The sequence below is a fragment of the Campylobacter sp. 107 genome (genome assembly GCF_002383835.1).
Taxonomy (GTDB): Bacteria; Campylobacterota; Campylobacteria; order Campylobacterales; family Campylobacteraceae; genus Campylobacter_D; species Campylobacter_D jejuni.
Genome location: NZ_NXBA01000081.1, coordinates 97024 through 120869 on the forward strand (window position 1 = coordinate 97024; position 23846 = coordinate 120869).

Annotated in this window: 26 protein-coding genes; 10 read left to right on the top strand and 16 right to left on the bottom strand. The window is 30.8% G+C overall.

The genetic code is table 11. From position 1 onward, the window contains the following. Positions 1-37: 37 nt before the first annotated feature. From BGS40_RS08455 to BGS40_RS08465, 3 genes are all read right to left on the bottom strand, one after another. Positions 38-577, bottom strand: a complete 540-nt coding sequence (locus tag BGS40_RS08455) for an iron transporter (protein ID WP_002778842.1) — start codon at positions 575-577, stop codon at positions 38-40. Further along, on the bottom strand, positions 574-2664 hold the full coding sequence (locus tag BGS40_RS08460; protein ID WP_096738616.1) for an FTR1 family iron permease: 2091 nt from the start codon (positions 2662-2664) through the stop codon (positions 574-576). The genes BGS40_RS08455 and BGS40_RS08460 overlap by 4 nt, the downstream gene beginning before the upstream one ends. A 340-nt stretch (positions 2665-3004) precedes the next feature. Beyond that, a complete protein-coding gene (locus BGS40_RS08465) occupies positions 3005-3208 on the bottom strand; it encodes a hypothetical protein (RefSeq protein ID WP_004305811.1) in 204 nt (67 codons plus the stop codon). A gap of 322 nt (positions 3209-3530) precedes the next feature. Here BGS40_RS08465 and BGS40_RS08470 point away from each other — a divergent pair, with 322 nt between their 5' ends. From BGS40_RS08470 to map, 6 genes are all read left to right on the top strand, one after another. Then, positions 3531-3713 (top strand): YjfB family protein, encoded by a 183-nt coding sequence (locus BGS40_RS08470; protein WP_002858984.1) that lies wholly within the window; start codon positions 3531-3533, stop codon positions 3711-3713. A 142-nt stretch (positions 3714-3855) separates the two neighbouring features. Beyond that, entirely contained in the window at positions 3856-5004 is a 1149-nt protein-coding gene (gene nhaA / locus BGS40_RS08475; RefSeq protein ID WP_032580608.1) for a Na+/H+ antiporter NhaA, read from the top strand. Next, the gene (gene nhaA / locus BGS40_RS08480; protein ID WP_096738617.1) at positions 5001-6170 is read left to right on the top strand and encodes a Na+/H+ antiporter NhaA; all 1170 of its coding nucleotides are present in this window, start codon (positions 5001-5003) and stop codon (positions 6168-6170) included. Before nhaA (BGS40_RS08475) ends, nhaA (BGS40_RS08480) begins: the two co-directional genes overlap by 4 nt. An 8-nt stretch (positions 6171-6178) precedes the next feature. After that, entirely contained in the window at positions 6179-6637 is a 459-nt protein-coding gene (locus BGS40_RS08485) for a C40 family peptidase (protein ID WP_002826385.1), read from the top strand. A 1-nt stretch (position 6638) separates the two neighbouring features. Continuing rightward, positions 6639-7382, top strand: coding sequence for a glutamate racemase (murI, locus tag BGS40_RS08490; protein ID WP_053869816.1), 744 nt, complete (start codon positions 6639-6641; stop codon positions 7380-7382). A 9-nt stretch (positions 7383-7391) separates the two neighbouring features. Then, positions 7392-8150, top strand: coding sequence for a type I methionyl aminopeptidase (gene map / locus BGS40_RS08495; protein ID WP_002892082.1), 759 nt, complete (start codon positions 7392-7394; stop codon positions 8148-8150). 370 nt (positions 8151-8520) lie between these two features. Here the strand turns inward: map and BGS40_RS08500 are convergent, their stop codons facing one another. From BGS40_RS08500 to dnaG, 13 genes are all read right to left on the bottom strand, one after another. After that, positions 8521-9021, bottom strand: a complete 501-nt coding sequence (locus tag BGS40_RS08500; RefSeq protein WP_002892084.1) for a flagellar FLiS export co-chaperone — start codon at positions 9019-9021, stop codon at positions 8521-8523. Positions 9022-9076: 55 nt separating this feature from the next. Further along, positions 9077-9676 carry an ABC-type transport auxiliary lipoprotein family protein gene (locus tag BGS40_RS08505; protein WP_057095833.1) on the bottom strand — a complete coding sequence of 200 codons (600 nt, stop codon included), beginning with the start codon at positions 9674-9676 and terminating at the stop codon, positions 9077-9079. Further along, positions 9676-10566, bottom strand: a complete 891-nt coding sequence (locus BGS40_RS08510) for an MlaD family protein (RefSeq protein WP_002860094.1) — start codon at positions 10564-10566, stop codon at positions 9676-9678. The genes BGS40_RS08505 and BGS40_RS08510 overlap by 1 nt, the downstream gene beginning before the upstream one ends. A gap of 2 nt (positions 10567-10568) precedes the next feature. After that, entirely contained in the window at positions 10569-11291 is a 723-nt protein-coding gene (locus BGS40_RS08515) for an ABC transporter ATP-binding protein (RefSeq protein ID WP_096738618.1), read from the bottom strand. After that, complete coding sequence (locus BGS40_RS08520) at positions 11292-12401, bottom strand: ABC transporter permease (RefSeq protein ID WP_096738619.1); 1110 nt, start codon at positions 12399-12401, stop codon at positions 11292-11294. A gap of 1 nt (position 12402) precedes the next feature. Next, entirely contained in the window at positions 12403-14301 is a 1899-nt protein-coding gene (gene tkt / locus BGS40_RS08525) for a transketolase (protein ID WP_096738620.1), read from the bottom strand. Positions 14302-14310: 9 nt separating this feature from the next. Further along, positions 14311-15156, bottom strand: a complete 846-nt coding sequence (locus tag BGS40_RS08530; RefSeq protein ID WP_002826398.1) for a polyprenyl synthetase family protein — start codon at positions 15154-15156, stop codon at positions 14311-14313. Then, positions 15153-16247, bottom strand: a complete 1095-nt coding sequence (locus BGS40_RS08535) for a PDZ domain-containing protein (RefSeq protein WP_002874465.1) — start codon at positions 16245-16247, stop codon at positions 15153-15155. The genes BGS40_RS08530 and BGS40_RS08535 overlap by 4 nt, the downstream gene beginning before the upstream one ends. After that, positions 16244-16555 carry a YbaB/EbfC family nucleoid-associated protein gene (locus tag BGS40_RS08540; protein WP_002851172.1) on the bottom strand — a complete coding sequence of 104 codons (312 nt, stop codon included), beginning with the start codon at positions 16553-16555 and terminating at the stop codon, positions 16244-16246. Before BGS40_RS08540 ends, BGS40_RS08535 begins: the two co-directional genes overlap by 4 nt. A gap of 3 nt (positions 16556-16558) precedes the next feature. Further along, positions 16559-17842 carry a UDP-N-acetylmuramoyl-L-alanyl-D-glutamate--2,6-diaminopimelate ligase gene (locus tag BGS40_RS08545; RefSeq protein ID WP_002867548.1) on the bottom strand — a complete coding sequence of 428 codons (1284 nt, stop codon included), beginning with the start codon at positions 17840-17842 and terminating at the stop codon, positions 16559-16561. Beyond that, positions 17826-18377: a hypothetical protein gene (locus BGS40_RS08550; protein ID WP_002851410.1), complete on the bottom strand. Its 552-nt coding sequence runs from the start codon at positions 18375-18377 to the stop codon at positions 17826-17828. The genes BGS40_RS08545 and BGS40_RS08550 overlap by 17 nt, the downstream gene beginning before the upstream one ends. Continuing rightward, a complete protein-coding gene (locus BGS40_RS08555; RefSeq protein ID WP_052782074.1) occupies positions 18364-18636 on the bottom strand; it encodes a NifU family protein in 273 nt (90 codons plus the stop codon). The genes BGS40_RS08550 and BGS40_RS08555 overlap by 14 nt, the downstream gene beginning before the upstream one ends. Positions 18637-18717: 81 nt before the next feature. After that, on the bottom strand, positions 18718-20535 hold the full coding sequence (gene dnaG / locus BGS40_RS08560; RefSeq protein ID WP_096738621.1) for a DNA primase: 1818 nt from the start codon (positions 20533-20535) through the stop codon (positions 18718-18720). A 69-nt stretch (positions 20536-20604) separates the two neighbouring features. Between dnaG and BGS40_RS08565 the strand changes: the two genes are divergently transcribed. Genes BGS40_RS08565 through aroC form a run of 4 tightly spaced genes read left to right on the top strand, consistent with a single transcriptional unit; the run spans position 20605 to position 23767 of the window. Further along, on the top strand, positions 20605-21591 hold the full coding sequence (locus BGS40_RS08565; protein WP_002909216.1) for a CDC27 family protein: 987 nt from the start codon (positions 20605-20607) through the stop codon (positions 21589-21591). Next, on the top strand, positions 21578-22018 hold the full coding sequence (gene rnhA / locus BGS40_RS08570) for a ribonuclease HI (RefSeq protein WP_002851277.1): 441 nt from the start codon (positions 21578-21580) through the stop codon (positions 22016-22018). The genes BGS40_RS08565 and rnhA overlap by 14 nt, the downstream gene beginning before the upstream one ends. Continuing rightward, positions 22005-22679: a ribonuclease III gene (gene rnc, locus BGS40_RS08575; RefSeq protein WP_002851153.1), complete on the top strand. Its 675-nt coding sequence runs from the start codon at positions 22005-22007 to the stop codon at positions 22677-22679. Before rnhA ends, rnc begins: the two co-directional genes overlap by 14 nt. Continuing rightward, entirely contained in the window at positions 22679-23767 is a 1089-nt protein-coding gene (gene aroC / locus BGS40_RS08580; protein ID WP_096738622.1) for a chorismate synthase, read from the top strand. The genes rnc and aroC overlap by 1 nt, the downstream gene beginning before the upstream one ends. The last annotated feature ends 79 nt before the right edge of the window (positions 23768-23846 follow it).

A 23846-nucleotide genomic window follows, 5' to 3' on the forward strand; every position in this document is an offset into this window, starting at 1 on the left:
AAAAATATTTAAACACTCGGAAAATCCGAGCGTAAAATTATTTTGGCGTGCCTGTGTATTTGAATTTATAATCTACTTTAAAAGGTTCAAACCACTTACCCACACCTGTTTCTTCATCAACATGGCGTCCAAAACCTTGTTTTTCTGGATTTGAGATATAAAAAGTAAGTTCATAATTTCCTACGCCAAAGCCACCTTTTTTATCTTTTTCCATAGCAATATTTGCACCATAGTGAGGACCATCATCAGCCACCATAGGCATCAAAGTTCCACGTTTAATTGCACCTGTATCGGTATTTTTAAGTTCATAAGCTATAGTTAAATAAGGCATCCAAAAACCTTCTGGAAAACCATTTGGATTGTTTTTAAGTGCGTGAATGTCAGCTTCTAGGTGAATATCTGCTAAAGATGCAGCTAAATCAATACCTCTTGGCTCCATTTCAATAGGTTGTAAATAAACAGCGGCTATTTCCATGCCATTAAGTTCTTTTGGATCGCCGATTGGCACTTCGCCTGCAAATAAATTTGTACTAATAACCGCAGCTGCAGCAACTACTGATAAAACTTTTTTTATCATGATTTTACTCCTTTTTTTGAAATTTGTTTTGTTATTAAAATGCCAATAATTAGCATAATTAAAACTATAAATTGAGGGATTAAAGTTTCATAGTAAGGATAAATTCCAAGCCATAAAATCGGTTCAAAATTCATAGGTATAAGACTAGGAATGATGACTTTTCCTTCTATGAGTTCGGCTATGCCTTTGCCTGTAAAAACAAAAACCATGTAAAAAATAATGCAAGAAGTGATATAGAAAAATTGTTTTACAGGTATGCGAATGGCTCCTGCTTTTAAAAGAAAATATAAAACAATAAGTATTAAAATTCCAAGTCCAAGTCCGCCAAAAACAGCACCAAAATCAGTGCTTGTTTTAGCATCAAAAAGCAAGGCTTGATAAAAAAGCACAGTTTCTGCACCTTCTCTATAAACAGCTAAAAATACGGTGATCCAAAGGGTTTTTGCGCTATTATTTGATATAGCATCTATAGCACCTTGTTTGATAAAGCTTGTCCATTTTTTATTTTGTGCGTTTGAAAGTAGCCAAAAGCCCACATAAAAGAGTAGTAATACGGCTATAAGCATGGTAATACCTTCTATAAGCTCTCTACTTTGACCTGCATTTTCTTTAAATAGCCAAGAAACTCCAAAAGCGGTAATGAAACTTAAAATCACTCCTGTGAAAAGAGCACTATAGGCGATATTTAGACGATTTTTGTTGCCACTTTGCACAAGATAAGAAACAATGGCTACAATGATAATCAAAGCTTCCAAGCCTTCACGCAAAATAATACCTAAAGCCCATATAAACAGCGAATAAGGAGTAGAATCTTGAATTTTATCCACGCTGCTGGCTATGAGTTGTTCTAAGTCATTAAAAGTAGCTTCAAGCTCTTTTTTATCTGCACTTGCTTTAATCAGTGCCACGCCTTTGGAAAATAAACTTTCTATTTTAAGTTTTAAGCCACTATCTACAGCACCGATTTTATTTTCCATACCGCTTGCTTCAAAAATATCTAGATAAATTCCTTGTAAATCATCTACCATAGAAGTGCTAAAGCCATCATAATTTTTTAAAATTTCATCTAAAGCAAGTTTGATATCATTAGAAACTTTGGCATAATCTTTGCCTTTTGTTTCATCATTAAAGCCTGAAATTTGCAAACTTGAAAGTTCTGAATTTGGAATTTGTAAGAAAACATCAAAAATTTGTTCTTCTATGTTATCTAAGCCATCTCTTAAGCCTTTTTCATCTATTTTTGCATCGTTGATTTGGCGTATAAGGGTGCGTATGGCTTGTTGAATTTTTTGATCGTTTCCTGCTTTGGTAAATTTATTTACTAAAATTTCTACTTTGGTATTGCGATAATCACTAAATAAGGCATCATTTAAAAAATCTTTACTAGTTTGGTAGTTTTTTTCTTTAAAAGCATTAGCTGCCTGTGAAAATTTGGTAGAGATATTATCTAGTATAAATTGCAATCTTGCGTCCATTGCAGCGGCAGCTTGTAAATCAGCGCTTGCATTATTATCTGTAAGTTTGCTTGTATCATTATTTATAGGTATAGGAGCTTGGGTGGTTAAAGAGCTTTGTACTAAATCTTTTTTATCCACACCCATCATTTGTGCGATTAAAGCTTCTGCATCAGCTTCGCGTTTGGCATTGGCTTCTAGGCTTGATTTTTCAGCTTTAGCCTTATCATAGTTTATATCGCTTGCTTCTGCTTTTAAACGATATCCATTTTGTAAAATCGGAGCTACTTCATCAAGATCATAATAAAGACTATCAATTAAAGCATTAATTTGTGTCAAAGGAGCTTCATCTTTATACATGCGACGCAAATTTACAAATTTACGTTCCATAGTGATAGCTTTTCTTCCTATGTTTCTTCCTATTGGGCCTTCCATATTTTCAAAATGTTGAAAATACGCATCTTCGCTAAGCTTTTTGGCACCTAGATTATCGCCCTTTTTATAAGTTTCTATGCTTTGTTTTAGCATATCTTTGATAAGATTTGCTTCATTAATATAATCATCTACCCTAGCAAAAGCTGAGCTTGATAAAAAAATACTTATAATTAAAAATATAATTTTAAAAATTTTCATTATCATTACCCTTGATTTTTGATAAAAATAATATTTATTATCAAAATAAATAATGGCTAGTATAATACTAAAAATCTTAAATAGAACTAAAAAATAAGCTTTTATGTTGATAATATTTTTTATTAAATTATAAAATGTATTTTAATAAATATTTAAATGTATTTTATTTTTGTGATTTAATATGGGTTGTTTTTAAGTATCGCAAGGTCTTCTTCTAAGCTATGGACTTTGGGATATTGTTTTTGTATTTTTTAATTTTTCCTTTTTTCGATGTTTTAAAAGCTTAATAAAATCAAAAATCATTTTTCTTTAAGGAGATATAGCTATAGTATATTTTAGATTAAGCAGATATATCCAAAAGTTTATCTTTTTTATTGGTATTTGTGTTCGTAGAATCGCTATTGTCTTTATTTGCTTCTTCTTTCTCAGCCTTAGCTTCTACTTTTTCTTTTTTTTCTTGAAATTTTAAAGTTGAAGTTATGCTAATTCTTTTGCTTTCAAAATTTGTATCTACTATCCCCCTACAAGGCGTGTTAAGTAACATTAGCAAGCTCCTAGTTTCTCATTTAAAATTATAATTTTAGATTATATTATAAATTGTATAAAATAAGATAAAACTTAAATTTATTGAAATAAAATTTTATCCATTTAATTCGCTTTTAAAAGCATCAATCATTTATATTTTACTTATTGTTTCATAGTGTAAAAATTTTTAAAATAGGATTTTATCTTAAAAAATTTATGATTTTTAATTTCAGATATTGGTTCCCTTGAAAAATTTTAAAAAGTTTAGTAAAAAATATTAAGTTTTAAAAATATCATCCGATTTAAATAAAGTCTTAAGACTCAATCTAAAAGGAGGATGTATGGTTTCAGATGTTTCTATGGGTAATGCTAATTTAATGACTGCTGTTAATACTTCAGTTTTGAAAAAATCTATGGACACAAACGAGGCATTGATGAATGAACTCATCGAAGGTATGGAAGGTGTCTCTCAAGCCTCCGCTCCACAAGCTTCTAGCTCTAGTGGTTTGGATATTTACGCTTAAATATCTTAAGAACAAGCTTAAGAGCTTCTTGGTATCTTGGGCTTGTTTTTTTAAATAATTATTTCTTTAGTATTTTTTCGTTATAATTTTGCCATTTTATTTATCGTATTAAATTTTTACAAATATTTACTTAGGAGCAATGATGCAAATGATAAAGAAGATGGTTTTAAGTGAAACTTTCCCTGGTATTTTGCTTATATTTTTTACATTTTTAGCTTTATTATGTAAAAATTCTTCTTTAAGTGTTATTTATACAGATTTTTTTCATGCTAATTTTACAGTAGGATTTGATCATTTTCAAATTTCAAAGTCGTTGGATTTATGGATAAATGATGGTTTGATAGCTATATTTTTTCTATGTATAGGGCTTGAGTTAAAATATGAAATTTTACGTGGGCAACTTAAAAATATAAGAGCTGTATCTTTACCTATATTTGGAGCTTTAGGGGGTATGATTACTCCGGCTTTAATTTTTATTGCTATTAATTATTCCCATGATTTTGCTATGAAAGGTTGGGCAATACCTACAGCAACTGATATAGCTTTTGCAGTGGGTATTTTAATGCTTTTGGGAAATAAAATTCCTACAAGTTTAAAACTTTTTTTACTCTCTTTAGCTATTTTTGATGATTTGGGTGCTATTGTTATTATTGCTTTGTTTTATACAGATCAGCTTTCAGCTTTAGCAATTATTATTTGTTTGTTTTGTATATTTGCTCTGCTTTTGTTAAATTATTATCACATCACCCATCTTTCTTTGTACGTGTTGGTAGGTGTTGTGTTGTGGATAGCTATGCTTAAAAGTGGAGTGCATGCAACTTTGGCTGGTGTGATCATTTCTTTGTTTATACCTCTTGATACAAAAAATAAAAAACCTTATTTACATGAAGTTCTTAAGGATTTAAATCCTTGGGTAGTTTATTTTATTTTACCTTTATTTGCTTTTGCCAATGCTGGAATTGATATTAGAGATATGCATCTTGGTTCAGTATTTTCTCCTGTAAGTCTTGGGATTATTTTAGGACTATTTTTAGGAAAACAATTAGGTGTTTTCACTTTTTGTTTTATTGCTATCAAACTTAAACTTGCAAAATTACCTGAAAATATTAAATATGGAAAATTTTATGGTATATGTATTTTAACAGGCATCGGTTTTACGATGAGCTTGTTTATTGATGGTTTGGCTTATAAAAATAGTGATATTTTTGAATATGCGGATAAACTTGCTATTTTAGTAGCTAGTTTTTTAAGTGCCATTGTTGGTTTTATTTATCTTAAGATTATTAAATGAATAATATAGTACATAAATTAAAAACTTTAGTTTTAAATGAGGCTTTTGGCGGCGTTTTACTTATAGTTTGCACTTTGCTTGCTTTGCTTGTGCAAAACGGGTCTTTTAGCGAACATTATCGAGAATTTCTAAATTTAAAAGTCGGATTTAGTGTAGGTGAATTTGAGCTTAACAAGCCTTTTTTACTTTGGATAAATGATGGGCTTATATCTATATTTTTCTTTGCTATAGGGCTTGAGCTTAAGAAGGAATTTTTGCACGGAGATTTTAAAAATCCTAAAAATATTGTTTTGCCTTTTATGGCTGCTTTAGGAGGTATACTTATACCAGCAATGTTGTTTGCTTTGGTGAATATAGGAGATGCTTATATTTTAAAAGGTTGGGCAATACCTACAGCTACAGATACAGCGTTTGCCTTAGCGATTTTAATGATGTGTGGCAAGCACATTCCATCAAGTTTAAAAATTTTCTTACTTTCTTTGGCTATTTTTGATGATGTGGGTGCTATTTTAATTATAGCTATTTTTTATACGACAAAATTATCAATAGCTGCTTTTGTAATTGCAGGACTTGCTATTTTGGTAATGCTTATTTTAAATCTTTTAGGGATAACAAGAAAGTCTTTTTATTTTATTTGCTCAGTTATTCTTTGGATTAGTGTTTTAAAAAGTGGAGTACATGCAACTTTAGCTGGAATTGTAACAGCATTTTTTATACCGATGCAAACTAAAAATGGGGAAGCATTTTTAGAAGAAATTTATGAAAGCTTAAAATTTTGGATTGCTTTTATTATTTTACCTTTATTTGCTTTTGCTAACGCTGGAGTAAATTTATCCAATATCGATATAGGAGCAATTTTTTCAGGTGTAAGTATAGGTATTTTCTTAGGGCTTTTTGTGGGTAAACAAGTGGGTGTATTTTTATTTTCTTATTTGGCAATCCGCTTTAAATTTGCAGCTTTGCCCCAAGGTTCAAATTTGAAACAACTTTATGGGGTTTGCATACTTACAGGAATTGGTTTTACAATGAGTTTGTTTATTGATGGATTGGCGTATGAAGTTAGTGATATTTTTAATTATGCAGATAACTTAGCTATTCTTATAGCCTCATTTTGTTCTGGGATTTGGGGTTTTATTTATCTTAAATTCTTTACTACTCGATCTTAAGGGGATTGATGAGGCATATTTTTTTTATTATTACGATTATATTTTTTATAAGTGGATGTAGTTTTTATCAGAATCTAAACTATCGTCCTAGTTACAACACAAATAAAGAAGCAAGGCTCAAGGTTATTGCAAATGAATGGAAAAAAACCCCTTATGTTTTAGGTGGAACTAGTAAAAAAGGTGCTGATTGTTCAGGATTTACACAGAGCGCATTAGCTCAGCTTAATATACGCATACCTCGCACTACAAAAACTCAATTAGGTTCTGGAAGAAAAGTTTCTAAATCAAAATTGCAAACAGGAGATTTGGTGTTTTTTAAGACAGGTAGAGGGCCAAATGGTATGCATGTTGGTATTTATATGAGCAAGGGAAAATTTATACATTTATCTACTAAAGGTGGAGTAAAAGAAGTCGAGCTAAATAGTTCTTATTGGAAGGCTCGTTATATAGGAGCAAGAAGGTATTAAAGTGAAAATAGGTGTATTTGATAGCGGAGTAGGAGGGCTTAGTGTTTTAAAATCTCTCTATGAAGCTAGGCTTTTTGATGAAATTATCTATTATGGAGATACCGCAAGAGTTCCTTATGGAGTGAAAGATAAAGATACTATTATAAAGTTCTGTCTTGAAGCATTGGATTTTTTTGAACAATTTCAAATTGATATGCTTATCATTGCATGTAATACTGCTAGTGCTTATGCTTTAGATGCTTTAAGAGCAAAAGCACATTTTCCAGTATATGGCGTAATTGATGCAGGGGTTGAAGCAACGATAAAAGCTTTGCATGATAAAAATAAAGAAATTTTAGTCATTGCGACAAAAGCAACCATTAAATCAGAAGAATACCAAAAGCGTTTATTATCTCAAGGATATACAAATATAAATGCTTTAGCTACAGGGCTTTTTGTGCCTATGGTTGAAGAAGGTATTTTTGAAGGAGATTTTTTGCAAAGTGCTATGGAATATTATTTTAAAAATATCACAACTCCAGATGCTTTGATACTCGCTTGCACTCATTTCCCTTTACTAGGACGTTCTTTAAGTAAGTATTTTGGTGATAAAACAAAATTAATTCATTCAGGAGATGCTATAGTTGAATTTCTTAAAGAAAGAGAAAATATAGATTTGAAAAATCATAAAGTAAAATTACATTTTTATGCTTCAAGCGATGTTGAATCTTTAAAAAATACTGCTAAAATTTGGCTAAATTTATAAGGAAATAAAATGATAGAATTGAAAAAACCAGATGAAATAGAAAAATTAAGAATAGCAAATCAAATTGTAGCAAAAACTTTAAATTTTTTAGAGAATGAAATTAAAATAGGAATGAGCTTAAAACAAATTGATAAAATGGCAGAAGATTATATTTTAAGCCTTGGCGCCAAGCCATCATTTAAGGGACTTTATGGTTTTCCGGGTGCCATTTGTACATCTTTAAATCAAGTTTGCATCCATGGAATTCCAGATGATAAAATTATCAAAGAGGGTGATATTTTAGGTCTTGATGTGGGAAGTTTGATTGACGGGTATTATGGGGATGCAGCAATAACTATTGCTATAGGAGAAGTTTCACCCACTGATAAAGCTTTAATCTCTTGTGCTAAAGATGCGTTATACCATGCTATAGATATTATTCATGATGGAATGCGTTTTAAGGAACTTTCAGCTGCTTTAGGCGAATTTATCCATGCAAGAGGTTTTGTCCCGCTTCGTGGATATTGCGGGCATGGTATAGGACGAAAGCCCCATGGAGAGCCTGAAATTTTAAACTATTTAGAAAAAGGTGCGAGTGCAAAAAGTGGCCCTAAAATTAAAAATGGAATGGTGTTTTGCATAGAGCCTATGATATGCCAAAAAGATGGAACACCAAAGCATTATAATGGAAAATGGGATGCTGGAAGTATTGATGGACTTAATGCGGCTCATTATGAACATTGTGTTGCTGTGATTAATGGGCGTGCTGAAATTCTTTCTATGATATGATATTAAATTATAAAAATAATATTTTTTTCTTAAAATCCTAAAAATTTAAAATTTTTTAAATAATATTGTAGTAATATTCTTTAATAATTTAAGTTACTAAATGATATTTTTATAGCAGTTTAAGTGTTGTTAGAATAAAATGTCACATCTTATTAAACTAAAACATAAATATGGTTTAGATAATTTAATAAAAATTATTAAATTATCTAAATATTTATTTTAGTTTAAAGAGATCTTTTAAGATCTCGTTTGGGTTAGGCTATTTCCCTCCCCCTTTTTATTCGTAGCCTAACTCTCTTTTAGAGTTTGGAAAATCTCTTTAAGCTAAAATATATTATATTTGCTTAAAGAGAACAAACGATTACTATTCTTATTTAAATAAATTTTTAAAATCCATTGTAGAGTTATAAATTCCAGTATTATCCATAGTTTCGCCCATGGTAATTGCGGTTGCTAACTCCGATAGAATGATTTTTATTTCATCTCTTTTATCTTGTATATAGGCCAATACACCTTCGTAATTACTTGTTTGAAGAATTAAAAGCGGATTAGCAATTTCAAATTCAAAAAGTTTTTTACCAACATAAACATTGAAAATATTTCCAAAAAGGGCTGTTCCCATGAAAGAGCAGTTTTGTATAAGTTGTGATGCTGTGGCATCAAGAGTTCTTTTTTGCATATCATCTGAATTTTCATCTATTCTTTCTAGAATGCTTTTTTCTATTTTTTTTAAAGACATATCAAGCACTTGAAGTGCTCCTATAAAATCATTTGCATCATTGATTTGAGAGCAAATTTGATTTGCTTTAAATTCATTCACACCTTGAATTTCGCCTAAGTGTTTTTTAAATATTTCTAAATCACTTTTCATTGTTTACCTTTCAAAAATATTGCTAAATATTTAAAAAGCAAAAAGTGTTCCTAAATTAGGATAAGTTAGAATTTACCCAAAAAATAATCTCATTGCCAATTTTATTCAAGGCTTTTTGAAAAGCATTATAGGTAGAGCGGATATCTTTTTTTTCTATTTTTTCTTTAGTATTGAAAATTTTATGAGCTATTATTTGATTGTTTTCAAGATTTATGAAATTTACACTTACAGAAATTTGAGCGTAGTTTTCATTGTTATTAAGAATTTGCTCAAAAGAGTTAATCCTGCTTTCAAGAGCATAATCCGCACTTAAAGAGCTTGTTGAAGAAAGCAAGGTTGTAAAAATATTGCTTTGTTCAAATTTTGACAAAATTAAAAAAGAATAAAGATTGCTTGGTAAATCTCCCCAGAAATAATGTGCGTATTTGTTGCTAAAACCATTATCTATATAAACAATAGCTCTTGAGTTTAAATACAAAGGTGCATTTGCATTGCGAATTTTAAGAATTTTACCAGTTTTTTTAAAAAAAATATTTGAGTCTATTCCTTCATCTTTTAATATGATATTTTCATTTTTGTTGATGGTTTCGTGTCTTAAAGAGCATCCGCATAATATAAAAATAAAAGTCAAAATATAGAATAATTGCTTTAGCATTATTTTTCTCCTGGTCCAAGTTTAGGTTTGGTTTCTTTAAAAATCAAATCAGCAGGGCTATTTTGTAAATTTTCTATTAGAATATTGCTTTCAATTAAAACTCGTTTAAAAAGCTCTAAATTTTGAATCAAAGATGCTTTAATATCATCATAAGTGTTTAATTTTTCATCAGCTTTTTTTATGAAATTTTTTAAAATCATTGTGCTTTCTTTTATGTCTTTAAGACTGGAGTTGAAATTTTGCGCACTAAGGCTTATATTATCAGCCATTTTTCCTATTTTTAAACTTGCGTTTGAAAGATTAAGGCTTAAATTTTTAGAATTAGCGTTTAAATTTGCACTTAGTTCTGCTAGATTTTGCAAAAGGATTTCTAGATTTTTAAGATTTTTTTCGCTTAAAAGTTCTTTTGATTTATCATCGGCCGTTTTAACCAAAGAAAAAATATGTTCACTTTGTCTGTCTATGGTCGCTAAAAAACTTTCTTTAAAAGGAATGACTGGAAGTTTTCCGTGGATAGATACTAGATCTTTGCTATTTTTACTTCCGCCTTGAAGTTGGACAAATTTAAGTCCTGTAATACCTTGAAGTTGTAAAGTAGCAAAAGTATCTTCTTTTATAGGGGTATTGTTTTTGACCTTGATGCGTATGTTAACGCCGAGTTCATCTTGATTGTAAATGCCAATTTCTTCTACACTACCTACTTCCACGCCCAAAAGCCTTACGGGTGCTTTTACGCCAAGTCCTGCAACGGATTCTTGTGTGTGAATTTCATAATACTTAAAACTTTCTTCTTTAGAGTATCCACCAAGCCAAAGTATGAAACCAAGGCTTGCAAAAAATACTCCAAAAACAAAAAGTCCTACAAAAAAATAATTTGCTCTATTTTCCACTTTTACTCCATAAATCTTTTAAAAAGTCGTTCATTTTGCAGGCGTAATTCTTCATAAGTACCGCAAAATCCAACTTTTTTATTTTCTAAAATGATAAAGCGATCGAGTAAATTTTTCATACTTTCTTTATCATGTGTAACCAAAATGATATTTAAATCAAAACTTTTTTTTAACTCTAAAACCAAATCGTCAAATTCACGACTACTATGAGGGTCAAGTCCTGAGGTAGGTTCATCTAAAAAAAGCAATTTACTATCAAGTGCTAAAGCTCTAGCAATTGCAACTCTTTTTTGCATGCCGCCACTAAGTTCACTTGGAAATTGTTTTAAAACACTTTCGTTTAAACCTACCATTTTTAGTTTCATTAAAACCAGTTCTTGTATGCTATTTTCATCTAAATGAGTGTATTCTTTTAAAGGAATAGCGATATTTTCATAAATATTAAAAAAGCTAAAAAGTGCAGCAAACTGAAAAACCACACCCCATTTTTTACGCAAAGCAAGCGCATCTTCTTCATTGATATTTTTAAGCTTATAGCCTAAAATTTCATATTCTCCACCATTAAAATGTTCAAGCATAAGCATTTGTTTTAAAAGGACAGATTTTCCACTTCCACTACCTCCTAAAATACCAAAAATTTCGTTTTTTTTGATTTCAAAACTTACGCCATCATGGACGATTTTTTCTCCAAATTTTGTAATGATATTTTGCGCTTTAATAACCATTTAAATTCCTGTAGAGGTTAAAATAACGGAGAATAAAGCATCAAAGGCTATCACCCAAAAAATAGCATTTACAACGCTTTTTGTTGTATAAATTCCTATACTTTGTGTAGTGTTTTTTACCTCAAAACCACGAAAACAAGCAATAAGTCCTATCAAAAATCCAAAAATAGGTGCTTTTGCAAGTCCTATAAAGATATGTTTTATATCTACAGCTTCTCTAAAGCGTCTTAAAAATTCGGCAAAAGAAATATCAAGATTTAATTTTGCAACCATCATTCCACCTATAATACTGATTGCATCGCTAATGGCAACGATTAAAGGCATAGCTACTACCAAAGCCATGACACGTGGAATAACAATAAATTCAAAAGAACGAAAACCCATAGTATTCATAGCTGCAATTTCATCAGTAATTTTCATCACCCCAATTTGTGCGGTATAAGAGCTTGCACTTCTTCCTGCGATCACTATGGCAGCGATTAAAGGTGCAAGTTCTCTAGTGGCTGAAATTCCCATCAAATCCACTATGAAAATATTGGCTCCAAATTGTGCGAGTTGGTAAGCAGCCTGATAGGCTAAAACCACTCCTACTAAAAGAGCGGTTAAAATAACTATAGGTAAGGCTTTAAAAGCAGAATTTTCTATATGATATAAAAAAGCAATAAAGCGAAAATTTTTAGGATTTTTAAGGCATAAAAAAAGACTTGTGAAAAAAGCTCCTGTGAAATTGATGAATTTTATTAAAATTTTTAAAAGTTCTAAACTTAATTTTCCAAGATCGATAAAGTATTCACTGAAATCTTTATGTGATTTTTTTGTTTTGCCTAGTCTTTGGTAGTTTTTTTCACAAAGTTCAAACAGGATTTGAAAGCGTGAATTTAAGCTTTCTTTGGTGATTTTAATATTTTTATCTTTAAGATCATTTTCTAAAGCAAGGAAAAATCTCACTCCAGCGGTATCGATTGCTTTTAGATCTTTAAAATCAAAAATCACTTCCTTGCTTTGGATCAAAGCTAAAAAATCTTTTATTTTTAACTTATAAATACTTGTTTTATCCCAAATTCCAAAGATAAAAAGAGTGTTATTTTGAAATTTGAAATTTGTATTCATTTTATTTGCTAAGGATAAAATTTACAAGCTTTGAAACGCTAAATCCAAAGCATTCAAACACATCTTTGTCTTTACCACTTTCTCCAAAACTTTCTATGCCATATACTTTATGGCAAAATTTATAAAGTTCATTAGAATGTGCTGCTTCAACACCTATAACTTCACCTTTTAACAATCTTTCTTGATAAGCTTTATCTTGTTTTTCAAAAAGTTCAAAACAAGGCATGGAAACAACATTACAAGCAAAACCTTGTTTTTCAAGTTCGTTTGCACTTTCTAGACAAAGCCAAACTTCACTTCCACTTGCTAGAAGTGTAAATTTAGCCTCTTTGCTTTCTTTGAGTAAATACGCTCCGTTTTTTACATCTCCAAAAATAGGTTCATTTAGAGCTTTGAGTTTTTGGCGTGAAAGCACAAAAGCACTTGGAATATCAGCATTTAGGGCTATTTGCCAAGCTTTGACATTTTCCACCCCATCAGCAGGTCTAAAGGTTAAAAAATTTGGCATAGCTCTAAAAGTGCTAAGTTGTTCTATAGGTTGGTGTGTTGGCCCATCTTCACCCACGCCTATGCTATCGTGTGTGAAAATGAAAAAATGTTTGATTTTCATTAGAGCTGCTATTCTTGCGGCAGGTTTTAAGTACTCGCTAAAGATGAAAAAAGTTGCCGAAAATGGTAAGAAAATTCCATATCTTGCAAAAGCATTGTTAATCGCTGCCATAGCGTGTTCTCTGATACCAAAATGAATATTTTTACCTTCTACAAAGTCTCCCATACTGTGAAGTTCTGTTTTATTCGAAGGGCCTAAGTCCGCACTTCCACCTAAAAATCCTTCTAAATTTTTAGCTAAAACATTTAAAATTTCACCATTACTATCTCTTGTAGCAAGATCTTTTCCTTTAAAATCAGGATAAGCTATTTTGTTAAAATCAGGATTTAATAACCTTTCTAAAAGTTCTTTTTTAGCACTTTTTTCAAGCTTATCTTTCCATTTTGCTTCTTCTAAATCCCCAAGTTCTACAGCACTTTCAAAGCGGATTTTACTTGCTTGTGGGATATGAAAACTGATATTTGGATCAAAACCTGCTTGTTCTTTGGCTTTTTTAATCACTTCTTCGCCCAAAGGTGCGCCATGGCTTTTATGACTGCCTTCAAGCTCTCCTGCACCTTTTGCTATAGTTGTTTTTGCGATGATAAGACAAGGTTTTGTGGATTTTTTAGCTTGTTCTAAGGCTTTATTGATTTCTTCATAATCGTGTCCATTTATACTTAAAACTTCAAATCCTTGTGCTTCAAAACGCATTTTTACATTTTCGTTAAAGGCTAAACCTACATCGCCTTCTATGGAGATATTGTTGCTATCATAAATGAGTATGAAGTTATCAAGTTTGTGAAGTCCTGCTAAAGAACAAGCTTCATAAGAAATGCCTTCTTGTAAATCCCCATCTCCGCAAAGACAATAAATTTTATGATCGATTAAATCACTGCCTAGCAAATTTTGTGCTTTTTTTGCTGCCATAGCAAAGCCTACAGCATTGGCAACGCCTTGTCCTAAAGGGCCTGTAGCGATTTCTACTCCAAGAGTTGAAATTTCAGGGTGTCCAGGGGTTTTAGAATGAAGTTGGCGGAAATTTTTAAGATCTTCTAAGCTTAAGTCATAGCCGCTTAAATGTAAAAAACTATAAAGCAAAGCACTTGCATGTCCGCCTGAAAATACAAGTCTATCACGGTTTAGCCAAGTGGGATTTTTAGGATTGTGTTTTAAATGATAACTTAAAACACTTAAAATATCTGCTAAACCCAAAGGTGCACCTGGGTGTCCTGAGTTTGCTTTTTGCACCATATCAGCACTTAAAAATCTTAGAGTATTTGCCTGTTCTTGTAAAATTTGAATGTCCATTTTTTGCCTTTATAAGTATTGAATTATTAAATTTTGTATCATTTGTGCGAGTTTTTCATTGAGTTTTTCTAAGTCTTGTTCGCATTCACTAAGAAGATTTTCTTTTGTTTTTATAGCTTGTTCAAGTCCAAGCAAATTGACAAAAGAATTTTTATGAGTATCGTTATTAGCAGGCTTTCCGCTTTGTTCTTGACTTGTAGTTACATCGATAATATCATCATTGATTTGAAAAATCAGTCCTAATTTCAAACCAAGTTTGTAAATTTGATTGCTTTCTTCGTTATTAAGTTCGCAAATTTCACAACCCATTTTTAAAGCTGCGGCGATTAATCTTGCGGTTTTATGTGTATGCAACAACTCAAGTTCATTTAAACTCAGTCTTTTGTCTTCAAAAAAACAATCAATAGCTTGTCCTATAACCATTCCATTAAGTCCTGCATTAAAAGCAAGGGTTTTGATGAGTTTGATTTTGATTTCATCTTTTAAATGAGCATGACTTAGAACTAAAAAAGCTTCAGTATTTAAAGCATCGCCCACTAAGATGGCTGTAGTTTCATCGTAGCTTTTGTGTAAGGTTGGAATTCCTCGTCTAAAGTCCGCATTATCCATAGCGGGTAAATCATCGTGTATGAGTGAATAAGTATGGATAAACTCCAAAGCTAAAGCCACATCTAAAGCTTGATTTAAAAGTTCAGGTTTATTGCTTTGTACTACGCTTAAAAGCAATTGTGCGCGAAAATGCTTTCCCCCCGCTTTTAACATAAGTGCTAAAGCTTCATTAAAAAAAGGATGAAAGCTTTCAACTTTAGGTAGATTTTTTTCTAAGTGATGGATAAAAAGTTCTTTTAAATTCACTTAGTAAGCCTTATGAAAAATTGAAATTTACCATCGCCACCTGAGTTGGCATTTCCGCCTAGTTCATTGTTGAAATTTGATAAAGGTAATTTAGTACTTTTGCGTTCAATTAAGATGCTAAAGTCATTACCAGCACTTAAAATATTTTGTAATTCTTTAAAATTATTTAAAATAATATTATTAACGCGTAAAATTTTATCTCCTACCATAAATCCTGCATTTGATGCTTTTGATTTTGGATCTATTTTGGTTACAACAAGACTAGTATTAACCGTTAAACCAAGATTGCTTGTGAAATTTGTAATTTTTGGTTTTGGTTTAGAATCAGGAAGGTTAAATTTGCTCAAATCTTTTGCAAAAACTTCAGTAGAAATATTTAAATCCATATTATCACGCAACACTTGAAAATAAAGAGTGCTTCCGCGATCTGCAAAAAGAATTTTTTCATTGAGTTTTCTTAAATCATTGGCGGGTAAGCCATCAACACTTATAACTTGATCATTGATTAAAAATTGTGGATTTTTTCTTACATTGTTAACATAAATTTTATTTTCTCGAACAACAAAATCAACGCCAATATCTCCCCAATAAACATCGTTATATTTTATAAAATGTTTTAAATAGCGATTGCCTATAAAAGAGCTATTATTTAAAGCAATCCCCATCATTTCACAGCATGGAGTCCCTAAAAGTCCTATTTTAGAATTAAAATCAAGTTGATCTTTTTCGTCAATATTTTGAGCTAAATACTTAATATGCCCTATATAAGGTTTATTAGGATCCCAAATTCCAACCCAATCATTACGAGTAAGTTTTTCTTCATCACCCATAGGAGTAGGGATTAGGCTAAAGTCAGTTCTTACAAGATATAAATTTAAAAATGGATCGTATTTTACATATTTGTTAAGCTTAGCATTAGGCTGTTTTAACACAGCAAGTAAATTTTCACTGAGTGCAAAAGCTGGCATTCCTTCATAGTTGAGCATGCTTGCCTTATTTCTTTCATAACCTGCTAAAAAATCTTCAAATTTAGGTCTTTCTATACCAAAAGACAAAGTAAAAAGCATGCAAATAATTAAAATTTTTTTCATAATTTCATACCTCCAAAACCGCCTAAAACATCATTCGCCATACTTGAACGATTTTGCGCAACCATAGCCAAAACATCATTAATTGCAGAAATAAGTAAAATTTGCAAGGATTCTTTATCTTCAAGTAAAGAATCATCAATGCTAACATCGATAATTTCACCCTTTCCATTGGCACTTACTTTAACAAGTCCTGCTCCACTTTTGGCACTAAATTCACGATTTGCAAGTTCTAGTTCTATATTTTTTGCTTTTTCTTGAACTTGATTTAAAAGTTCTCCCATTTTAGAAAAATCCATATTTTCAAACATTGATTATCCTTGATTTTTTAAAATTTCATTAACAACTACTTTATCACTAAAAGGATATTTTATCCCTTTAATTTCTTGAGTAGTTTCATCACCTTTGCCTAAAATAACGACTAAATCGTCATTTTCTTTTAGTTCTAAAGCTTTTTTTATAGCTTCTTTTCTATCTTCTATCATTAAAACTTTTTCTTTTTTAGTAAAGCCTGATAAAATTTCTTCCATGATGGTTTTTGGTTCTTCACTGCGTGGATTGTCACTTGTAATGATAGCAATTTTTGCAAAATGTTCGACGATTTTTCCCATTAAAGGGCGTTTGGTTTTATCTCTATCTCCACCTGCTCCAAAAACAACGATGAGTTTTTTATTTTTAAGAGTGTCAAGCACTTTTTCAATGCCATCAGGCGTATGAGCAAAATCTACAATCACGCCTTTTGCTACTTGTTCTACCCTGCCACAAACCCCGCCAAATCCACTGATAGCTTTTTCCAAGTCTTTTAAATCAGGCTTTACGAGTTCATTCACACAAGCACTAGCAACTAGAAGATTGTAAAGATTAAAAAGTCCTAGCAAGGGCGAGTCTATGTGAAAAGTTTGATTTTTATTTGTTACAATAGCACTAATGCCTTCTTCTAAAGAATAAGCTTTGATTTGATATAAAGCAGGATTTTCTATGCCATAAGTAAAAGCATTACGCACATTAAATTTAATAGCCAAAGCATCTTTGTTGATAAATTTTAAACTCTCATCGGTAAAAAAAAGTTCTTTTGCTTCTTTATAATTTTCAAAAGTACCGTGAAAATCTAAATGATCTTGAGTGATATTGGTAAAAATTTTAGCAGCAAAATTTAAGCCTTCGATGCGGTTTTGAATTAAGGCGTGTGAGCTTACTTCCATGATGAAAAAATCACATTTTTTTTGAGTGGCTATTTGTAGGTATTCTAAGGTTTTAAGAATAGGGGAGGTGGTTAAGGATTTTTCATCGATTTGTTCATCGTTGATAAAAGCTCCTCTTGTCCCACAAAGCCCACACTTATAACCTAAATCCAATAAGATAGAATAAATCGCTGCTGCGGTTGTGGTTTTGCCATTGGTTCCTGTGATTCCTATGATTTGAATCTTTTCATCGATTTTTAAAAGTTTTTTACACTCATTTACATCAATGATTTTTGCACCTTTTTCTAAGGCTTGAGCGTGAAATTTAGCATTTTGTGTGGTTTGCAAAAAAAAGCATTCTTTTTCACACTCTAAGGTGTTATCTGTAATGAATGAATTTTCAAGTTTTAATTTCACTTTTAAATCCCATGAGTTTTTCTTGGAGTTTGATAAATCTATCATTTGCCCAAAAATGAGGCATAACATTTTCTATGTAATTTAAAGTCATATCTTTATAGCCATTATCAAGTAATTTTTCCAAAAAATCTAAAAAATCATCACGATTATCAATAACTAATTTAGTGCTGTTAATGATATTTTCAAAACTTTTTTGAAAGCCAAGTTCTTCTTCGCTTTTTAAAAAATCTTGATAATTTAACGCATGCCCATCTTCAAATTCGTTTTCCTGTTTGTTTTCTTGTTTTTTAAATTCAATTGTACTTAAAATTTCTTCTAAGTCTTTATCGATACTAGAGATTTTGTAATGTTCTATATAAAAATCAAAAAGTAAAGAAGCTTCTTTGGGAGATTTTAAAGCAAGATCGCAAAGGCAGATAAAATTTAGCAAGCGTTTATTTTTGCGTTTTTCATAAGCCATAGAAAAATACATTTTTGCAGTTTTAAAATCTTTTTTGTAAAAATGTTCAATTCCAAGTTTTTTATAATTTTGCAAATTCGTCTGCTCCGCCATTTAAATTGATTATAGTGATTTCTGGATGAATATCAATCTTAAGTTGCCTTTCAAGACCGTATTTTAGCGTTGTTCCACTCGATGCGCAGCCTTTACAAGCTCCTATTAAATGGACATAAACGATCCCATTTTTAATTCCTAAAAATTCAAGCCCTCCGCCATCACGTTCAAGCATAGGCAAGCTCTTTTCTAAACTTGCTTTAACAGGATTTACAAGCTCTTCATCACTAAAAGGCATCATAATTTATCCTTAAAAATTTTTATATACTTTAGCGTGATTGTGTTTAAAAAAAGGTAAATTAAGGCTTGAAATTTAAATAAATTAAAAAGGTTCGTCATTATTTTGTATGCTAAATCCTAAATCATAAGCTGTAAAGTTTTTGTTACCAAAAATTCCATTTAAGTTTCTAAATGATTGTTGGAGAATTTCTTCGTTTTTTTCATATTTTAAGAAGCTTAAATATTCTTTTAAAAAATTATTTAATTCTTCGGTATTTAAATTTTTAATTAAAAGATTTAAATTTTTATCAATAAGCGTAAAAAGTTGTTTTTTTAATGCGAGTGTAGAATTTTTAATTTTTACATTGTTTAAAAAAGCTAAATTAACCTTACAAATACCTAACAAGAATTCGCTATAGTTTAAATTTTTTCGAATATTTTTACTTTCAAATTCTCTAATATCGCTATCTTCATAACCTTTTTTTTCTAAAATTTTATCTAATAAAATCTTATGCTTAAAACAAACACTATCACTAATTTGCTTAAAATCGTTACATATATCTGGATGCTGTTTTAAAAAAGCTATAAGTTCTAATTCTGCAATGTGAATTTTTTCTTTAGGAAAATTGTATTTATTTTGAGAAATTAAAGGGGTTTGTATGGTTTTTTTTGAATTTTGTGATAAGACAATAAATTTTTCATCCACTTTTAATAAATTTGAAACTAGACTAGTGTAAGAATTTGCCACTAAAGGTTCAAGATTAAAGGTGAATTGTTGTATAGTTTCTAAAGCTTTTTGTTTATCAAGAGCAGAAATTATGGAATGAGTGGATATTAAGCGTCTGATATAAAATTCACCAAGCTCTATTCCTTCATCGAGTATATTATGGAGTTTTGTGCTTTCATTTTTTGCTACGAGCTCGGCAGGATCTTTTCCGCCTTGCAAAATTGCCACTTTACCGTCTATTTTGTTTGTGCTTAATAAAAATGCAGATCGTGTCGCAGCTTTTAATCCTGCTTCATCATTGTCAAAACATAAAATCACTTTTGCATCATAACGGCGGATTAAGGGTAAATGATGTTCGGTTAATGCTGTTCCAAGAACTGCTACAGCATTGTTAAACCCTGCTTTGTGAAAAGCTATTGCATCCATGTATCCTTCACATACTATTATTTCTTTTTTTTTGGCTATATTTTCTTTAGCGATGTTAAAAGCATAAAAAATTCTACTTTTATCAAAAAGTATATTTTGGGGTGAATTTACATACTTTGCCGGTACATTGGGATTTAAAGTACGCCCTCCAAACCCTACCAATAAGTCTTTATGATCGTAGATTGGAAAGGTGACACGCCATATAAAACTTGCGTAAAATTCATTATTTTCATCTTTTTTTAAAGCCCCAACACTCATAGCATCTTCTAAAGGAATTTTTTGATTTTGCAATAATCTTATGCTATCTTCGCTTGCTCCTGCAAAACCTAATTCGAATTTGGCTATATCTTTGTCATTTAAAGCTCTTTGGTAAAGATAGGTTAAGACTTCTTTGTGGTGTTTGAGATTATCTTTAAAATACGCATTTAAGCTTGGTAGTATAGACTTTAGCTCTTTTTTATTTTCTTGTTTTTCTTTTGTATAGCTCAAAGTAAAATTACTAAGGCTTGCAACTTTTTCAACTGCATCGGCAAAACTTAATTTTTCATAATCCATTACAAATTTAAAAGCATCTCCACCAGCTTTGCAAGCAAAACAATGATAAAAACCTTTGGTAGGATTGATATGCATAGACGGGTTTTTATCTGCATGGAAAGGACAGATACACACAAAACTAGAGCCTTGTTTTTTTACTTCAATATAATTTTCTATAATATCAACAATATTAAGTCTTTGGGATAAATTTTCTATACTTTCTTTAGTTATCATTTTACAAACCTTGTTAAAATTATACAAAGATTTGGCTATAATTTGGCATAAAATTTTTAGAGCGAGACTATGGATTTTTTCTTTGTAGAATACAGAGACCCTTTAGTAGGGCTTATAATTTTAACCATTTTAGTATTTGTCGTAGCTGTTGCAAATTATATTTGGAAAATATTTGCTAGCAAAGATGAAGAACAAAAGCTTGAAAAATTTATAAAAAAATTTGAAATGGATAACGCTCATAAAGAGTTATTAAGAAATAGTAGCTTGAGTTTTGGAAATTTAAGTTTTTTGGCTGAAATTTTTACTAAAAGCGGGGAATTTGAAAAAGCAACTCAAATTTATTTGATTGCTCTTGAAAAATGTAAAGATAAACAAGAAAGAGAATTTATTTTCCTTTCTTTAGCAAAAGTTTATTTTAAAGCAGGATTTTTAGAGCGTGCAAAAGAAGTTTTATTACAAGCTTTAAAACTGCGTCCAAGAAATATACAAGCCTTAAAACTTTTAAAAATTGTTTATTTAAAACTTCGTTCTTATAAAGAAAATTTAGAACTTTTAGAATGTCTTTTTGAGCTTAATGAAGATGTACAAAAAGAGCGTGATTTTATCAAAGCTTTAGAACTTTGTACTTTTAATATTACTGATGAAGAAAAAAAGAAAAAACTTTTAGAATTTAAAATAGAAGATAATCCTATGTTGGGGCGTTTAGTTTTTGAAAAATATCATATGTTTTTAGGGCAAAATTTTTTTGATATTTGTGATTTGCTTTATAGAGAAAATGAAGCGTTTAATTTAGAAAATCAAGATTTTTTAGAATTCTTTTATGCTTTGGGTAAAATTTCAAAGCATGATGATACGCACCAGTTTGTTTTTAAAAATTCTAACTTTAAAATGTTAAAAATTTTAAAAGATAATTCTTTTAATGCGGGGTTAGAATTTTCATATCGTTGTTCTGAGTGTAAAAATGTAATGCCTTTGTTTTTTTATCACTGTCCTGTTTGTTATGAGTTTAATACTTGTAAAATTATTTATGAAGTGAAAAACAATGAAACACATTGAAATTTATACAGATGGCTCATGTCTTAACAATCCAGGTTTTGGCGGATGGGCTTATATTTTGCGTTATAAGGAGTATCAAAAGGAAGGTTTTGGAGCTGAGGCTAATACCACTAACAATAGAATGGAGCTAATGGCAATTATTGAATCTTTGAAGGCTTTAAAAGAGCCTTGTGAAATTTCGCTTTTTACAGATTCTAACCTAATGGTTCAAAGTATTAATGAATGGCTAGAAGGATGGATAAAAAAGGATTTTAAAGGTAAAAAAAATATAGATTTATGGAAGGAATATATTAAAGTGGCAAAATCTCATAAGATTAAGGCTTTTTGGGTAAAAGCACATAATGGACATTTGGAAAATGAAAGGTGTGATACATTGGCGCGTGAAGCTGCTTTGAAAATTGCAAGGGAAAATGATGAAAAACATTGAAAAGCTAGAGCAGAGTTTAACTTATGAATTTAAAGATAAAAATCTTCTTATACATGCTTTAACCCATAAAAGTTTTAAAAAATCTTACAACAACGAACGCTTGGAATTTTTAGGTGATGCCGTGCTTGATTTAGTTGTAGGTGAATACCTTTTTCATAAATTCGCCAAAGATGCCGAAGGAGATTTATCTAAGCTTAGAGCAGCTTTAGTGAATGAAAAGTCTTTTGCAAAAATTGCAAATAGTTTAAATTTGGGCGATTTTATTCTTATGAGTGTTGCTGAGGAAAACAATGGAGGAAAAGAAAAGCCTTCTATACTTTCAGATGCGTTAGAAGCCATTATAGGTGCTATACATTTAGAAGCTGGGTTCGAGTTTGCAAAAACTATTGCTTTAAGGCTTATAGAAAAAAATTTCCCTCAAATTGATGCAAAAATTCTTATAAAAGATTATAAAACAAAATTACAAGAGATTACACAGGGAAAAATTGGACAAACTCCGCAGTATGAAACAGTGCGTGCTTTTGGCCCTGATCATTTAAAGCAATTTGAAATTGCTTTAATGCTTGATGGTAAAGAACTTGCAAGAGCTATTGCAGGAAGCAAAAAAGAAGCACAGCAAATGGCAGCAAAAATTGCACTTGAGAAATTAGGAGCTTTATAGTGAATACCTTTGGTACGAGATTGAAATTTACAAGTTTTGGTGAGTCTCATGGTGTGGCTGTTGGATGTATTATTGATGGAATACCTGCTGGAGTTAAATTTGATGAAGAATTTTTGCAAAATGAGCTTGATAAACGCAAAGGCGGAAGTAAATTTGCAACACCAAGAAAAGAAAGCGATAAAGCTCAGGTTTTAAGCGGGGTTTTTGAAGGATATACAACGGGTCATCCCATAGCTATAGTGGTTTTTAATGAAAATGCCCATTCTAAGGATTATGATAATTTAAAAGATCTATTTCGTCCTGCTCATGCGGATTTTACTTATTTTTATAAATATGGCATAAGAGATCATAGGGGTGGGGGTAGATCAAGTGCTAGGGAAAGTGTTGCTAGAGTGGCTGGTGGTGCAGTTGCAGCGATGCTTTTGCGTGAATTTGGCATTTGTATTCAAAGTGGTGTTTTTGGGGTAGGAACTTTTGTATCAAATTTGAAAGAAAAAGAATTTGATTTTGAATTTGCTAAGAAAAGTGAAATTTTTTGCCTTGATCCAAAACTAGAAAGTGACTTTAAAAATGAAATTTTAAATGCTAGAAATTCAAAAGATAGCGTAGGCGCTGCTGTTTTTACAAAAGTTAGTGGTATGCTTATAGGACTTGGAGAAGTTCTTTATGATAAGTTAGACTCTAAATTAGCTCATGCTTTAATGGGAATTAATGCTGTTAAAGCAGTTGAAATAGGCGAAGGTATTAATGCAAGCAAAATGCGCGGATCGTGTAATAATGATGCTTTAAAAGATGGCAAGTTTTTAAGCAATCATAGCGGAGGAATTTTAGGAGGAATTTCAAATGGAGAAAATCTTATTTTAAAAACTTATTTTAAACCTACTCCTTCTATTTTTTCCAAGCAAGAAAGTATAGATAAATTTGGCAATAATTTGGAATTTGAACTCAAAGGTAGGCATGATCCTTGTGTAGGTGTTAGAGGAAGTGTTGTAGCTAGTGCTATGGTGCGTTTAGTTTTGGCTGATTGTTTGCTTTTGAATGCGAGTGCGAATTTAAACAATTTAAAAAATGCTTATGGATTAAAATAAAAAAAGCCCATTTTCATGGGCTTGATTGCAATATTTTGAAAAGATTCAAATACTATATCGCTTGTTTTGCTAAATACTT

Bases quoted from the DNA above. Each gene is read 5' to 3' on its own strand.
- BGS40_RS08515 (WP_096738618.1), bottom strand. From the start codon at position 11,291: ATGGTTATTAAAGCGCAAAATATCATTACAAAATTTGGAGAAAAAATC.
- BGS40_RS08485 (WP_002826385.1), top strand. From the start codon at position 6,179: ATGAGGCATATTTTTTTTATTATTACGATTATATTTTTTATAAGTGGA.
- BGS40_RS08465 (WP_004305811.1), bottom strand. From the start codon at position 3,208: ATGTTACTTAACACGCCTTGTAGGGGGATAGTAGATACAAATTTTGAA.
- BGS40_RS08500 (WP_002892084.1), bottom strand. From the start codon at position 9,021: ATGAAAAGTGATTTAGAAATATTTAAAAAACACTTAGGCGAAATTCAA.
- dnaG (WP_096738621.1), bottom strand. From the start codon at position 20,535: ATGATAACTAAAGAAAGTATAGAAAATTTATCCCAAAGACTTAATATT.
- map (WP_002892082.1), top strand. From the start codon at position 7,392: ATGATAGAATTGAAAAAACCAGATGAAATAGAAAAATTAAGAATAGCA.
- nhaA (WP_032580608.1), top strand. From the start codon at position 3,856: ATGCAAATGATAAAGAAGATGGTTTTAAGTGAAACTTTCCCTGGTATT.
- BGS40_RS08470 (WP_002858984.1), top strand. From the start codon at position 3,531: ATGGTTTCAGATGTTTCTATGGGTAATGCTAATTTAATGACTGCTGTT.
- tkt (WP_096738620.1), bottom strand. From the start codon at position 14,301: ATGGACATTCAAATTTTACAAGAACAGGCAAATACTCTAAGATTTTTA.
- BGS40_RS08460 (WP_096738616.1), bottom strand. From the start codon at position 2,664: ATGAAAATTTTTAAAATTATATTTTTAATTATAAGTATTTTTTTATCA.
- BGS40_RS08520 (WP_096738619.1), bottom strand. From the start codon at position 12,401: ATGAATACAAATTTCAAATTTCAAAATAACACTCTTTTTATCTTTGGA.
- BGS40_RS08555 (WP_052782074.1), bottom strand. From the start codon at position 18,636: ATGATGCCTTTTAGTGATGAAGAGCTTGTAAATCCTGTTAAAGCAAGT.
- rnhA (WP_002851277.1), top strand. From the start codon at position 21,578: ATGAAACACATTGAAATTTATACAGATGGCTCATGTCTTAACAATCCA.
- BGS40_RS08565 (WP_002909216.1), top strand. From the start codon at position 20,605: ATGGATTTTTTCTTTGTAGAATACAGAGACCCTTTAGTAGGGCTTATA.
- BGS40_RS08455 (WP_002778842.1), bottom strand. From the start codon at position 577: ATGATAAAAAAAGTTTTATCAGTAGTTGCTGCAGCTGCGGTTATTAGT.
- BGS40_RS08540 (WP_002851172.1), bottom strand. From the start codon at position 16,555: ATGTTTGAAAATATGGATTTTTCTAAAATGGGAGAACTTTTAAATCAA.
- BGS40_RS08505 (WP_057095833.1), bottom strand. From the start codon at position 9,676: ATGCTAAAGCAATTATTCTATATTTTGACTTTTATTTTTATATTATGC.
- nhaA (WP_096738617.1), top strand. From the start codon at position 5,001: ATGAATAATATAGTACATAAATTAAAAACTTTAGTTTTAAATGAGGCT.
- BGS40_RS08535 (WP_002874465.1), bottom strand. From the start codon at position 16,247: ATGAAAAAAATTTTAATTATTTGCATGCTTTTTACTTTGTCTTTTGGT.
- rnc (WP_002851153.1), top strand. From the start codon at position 22,005: ATGAAAAACATTGAAAAGCTAGAGCAGAGTTTAACTTATGAATTTAAA.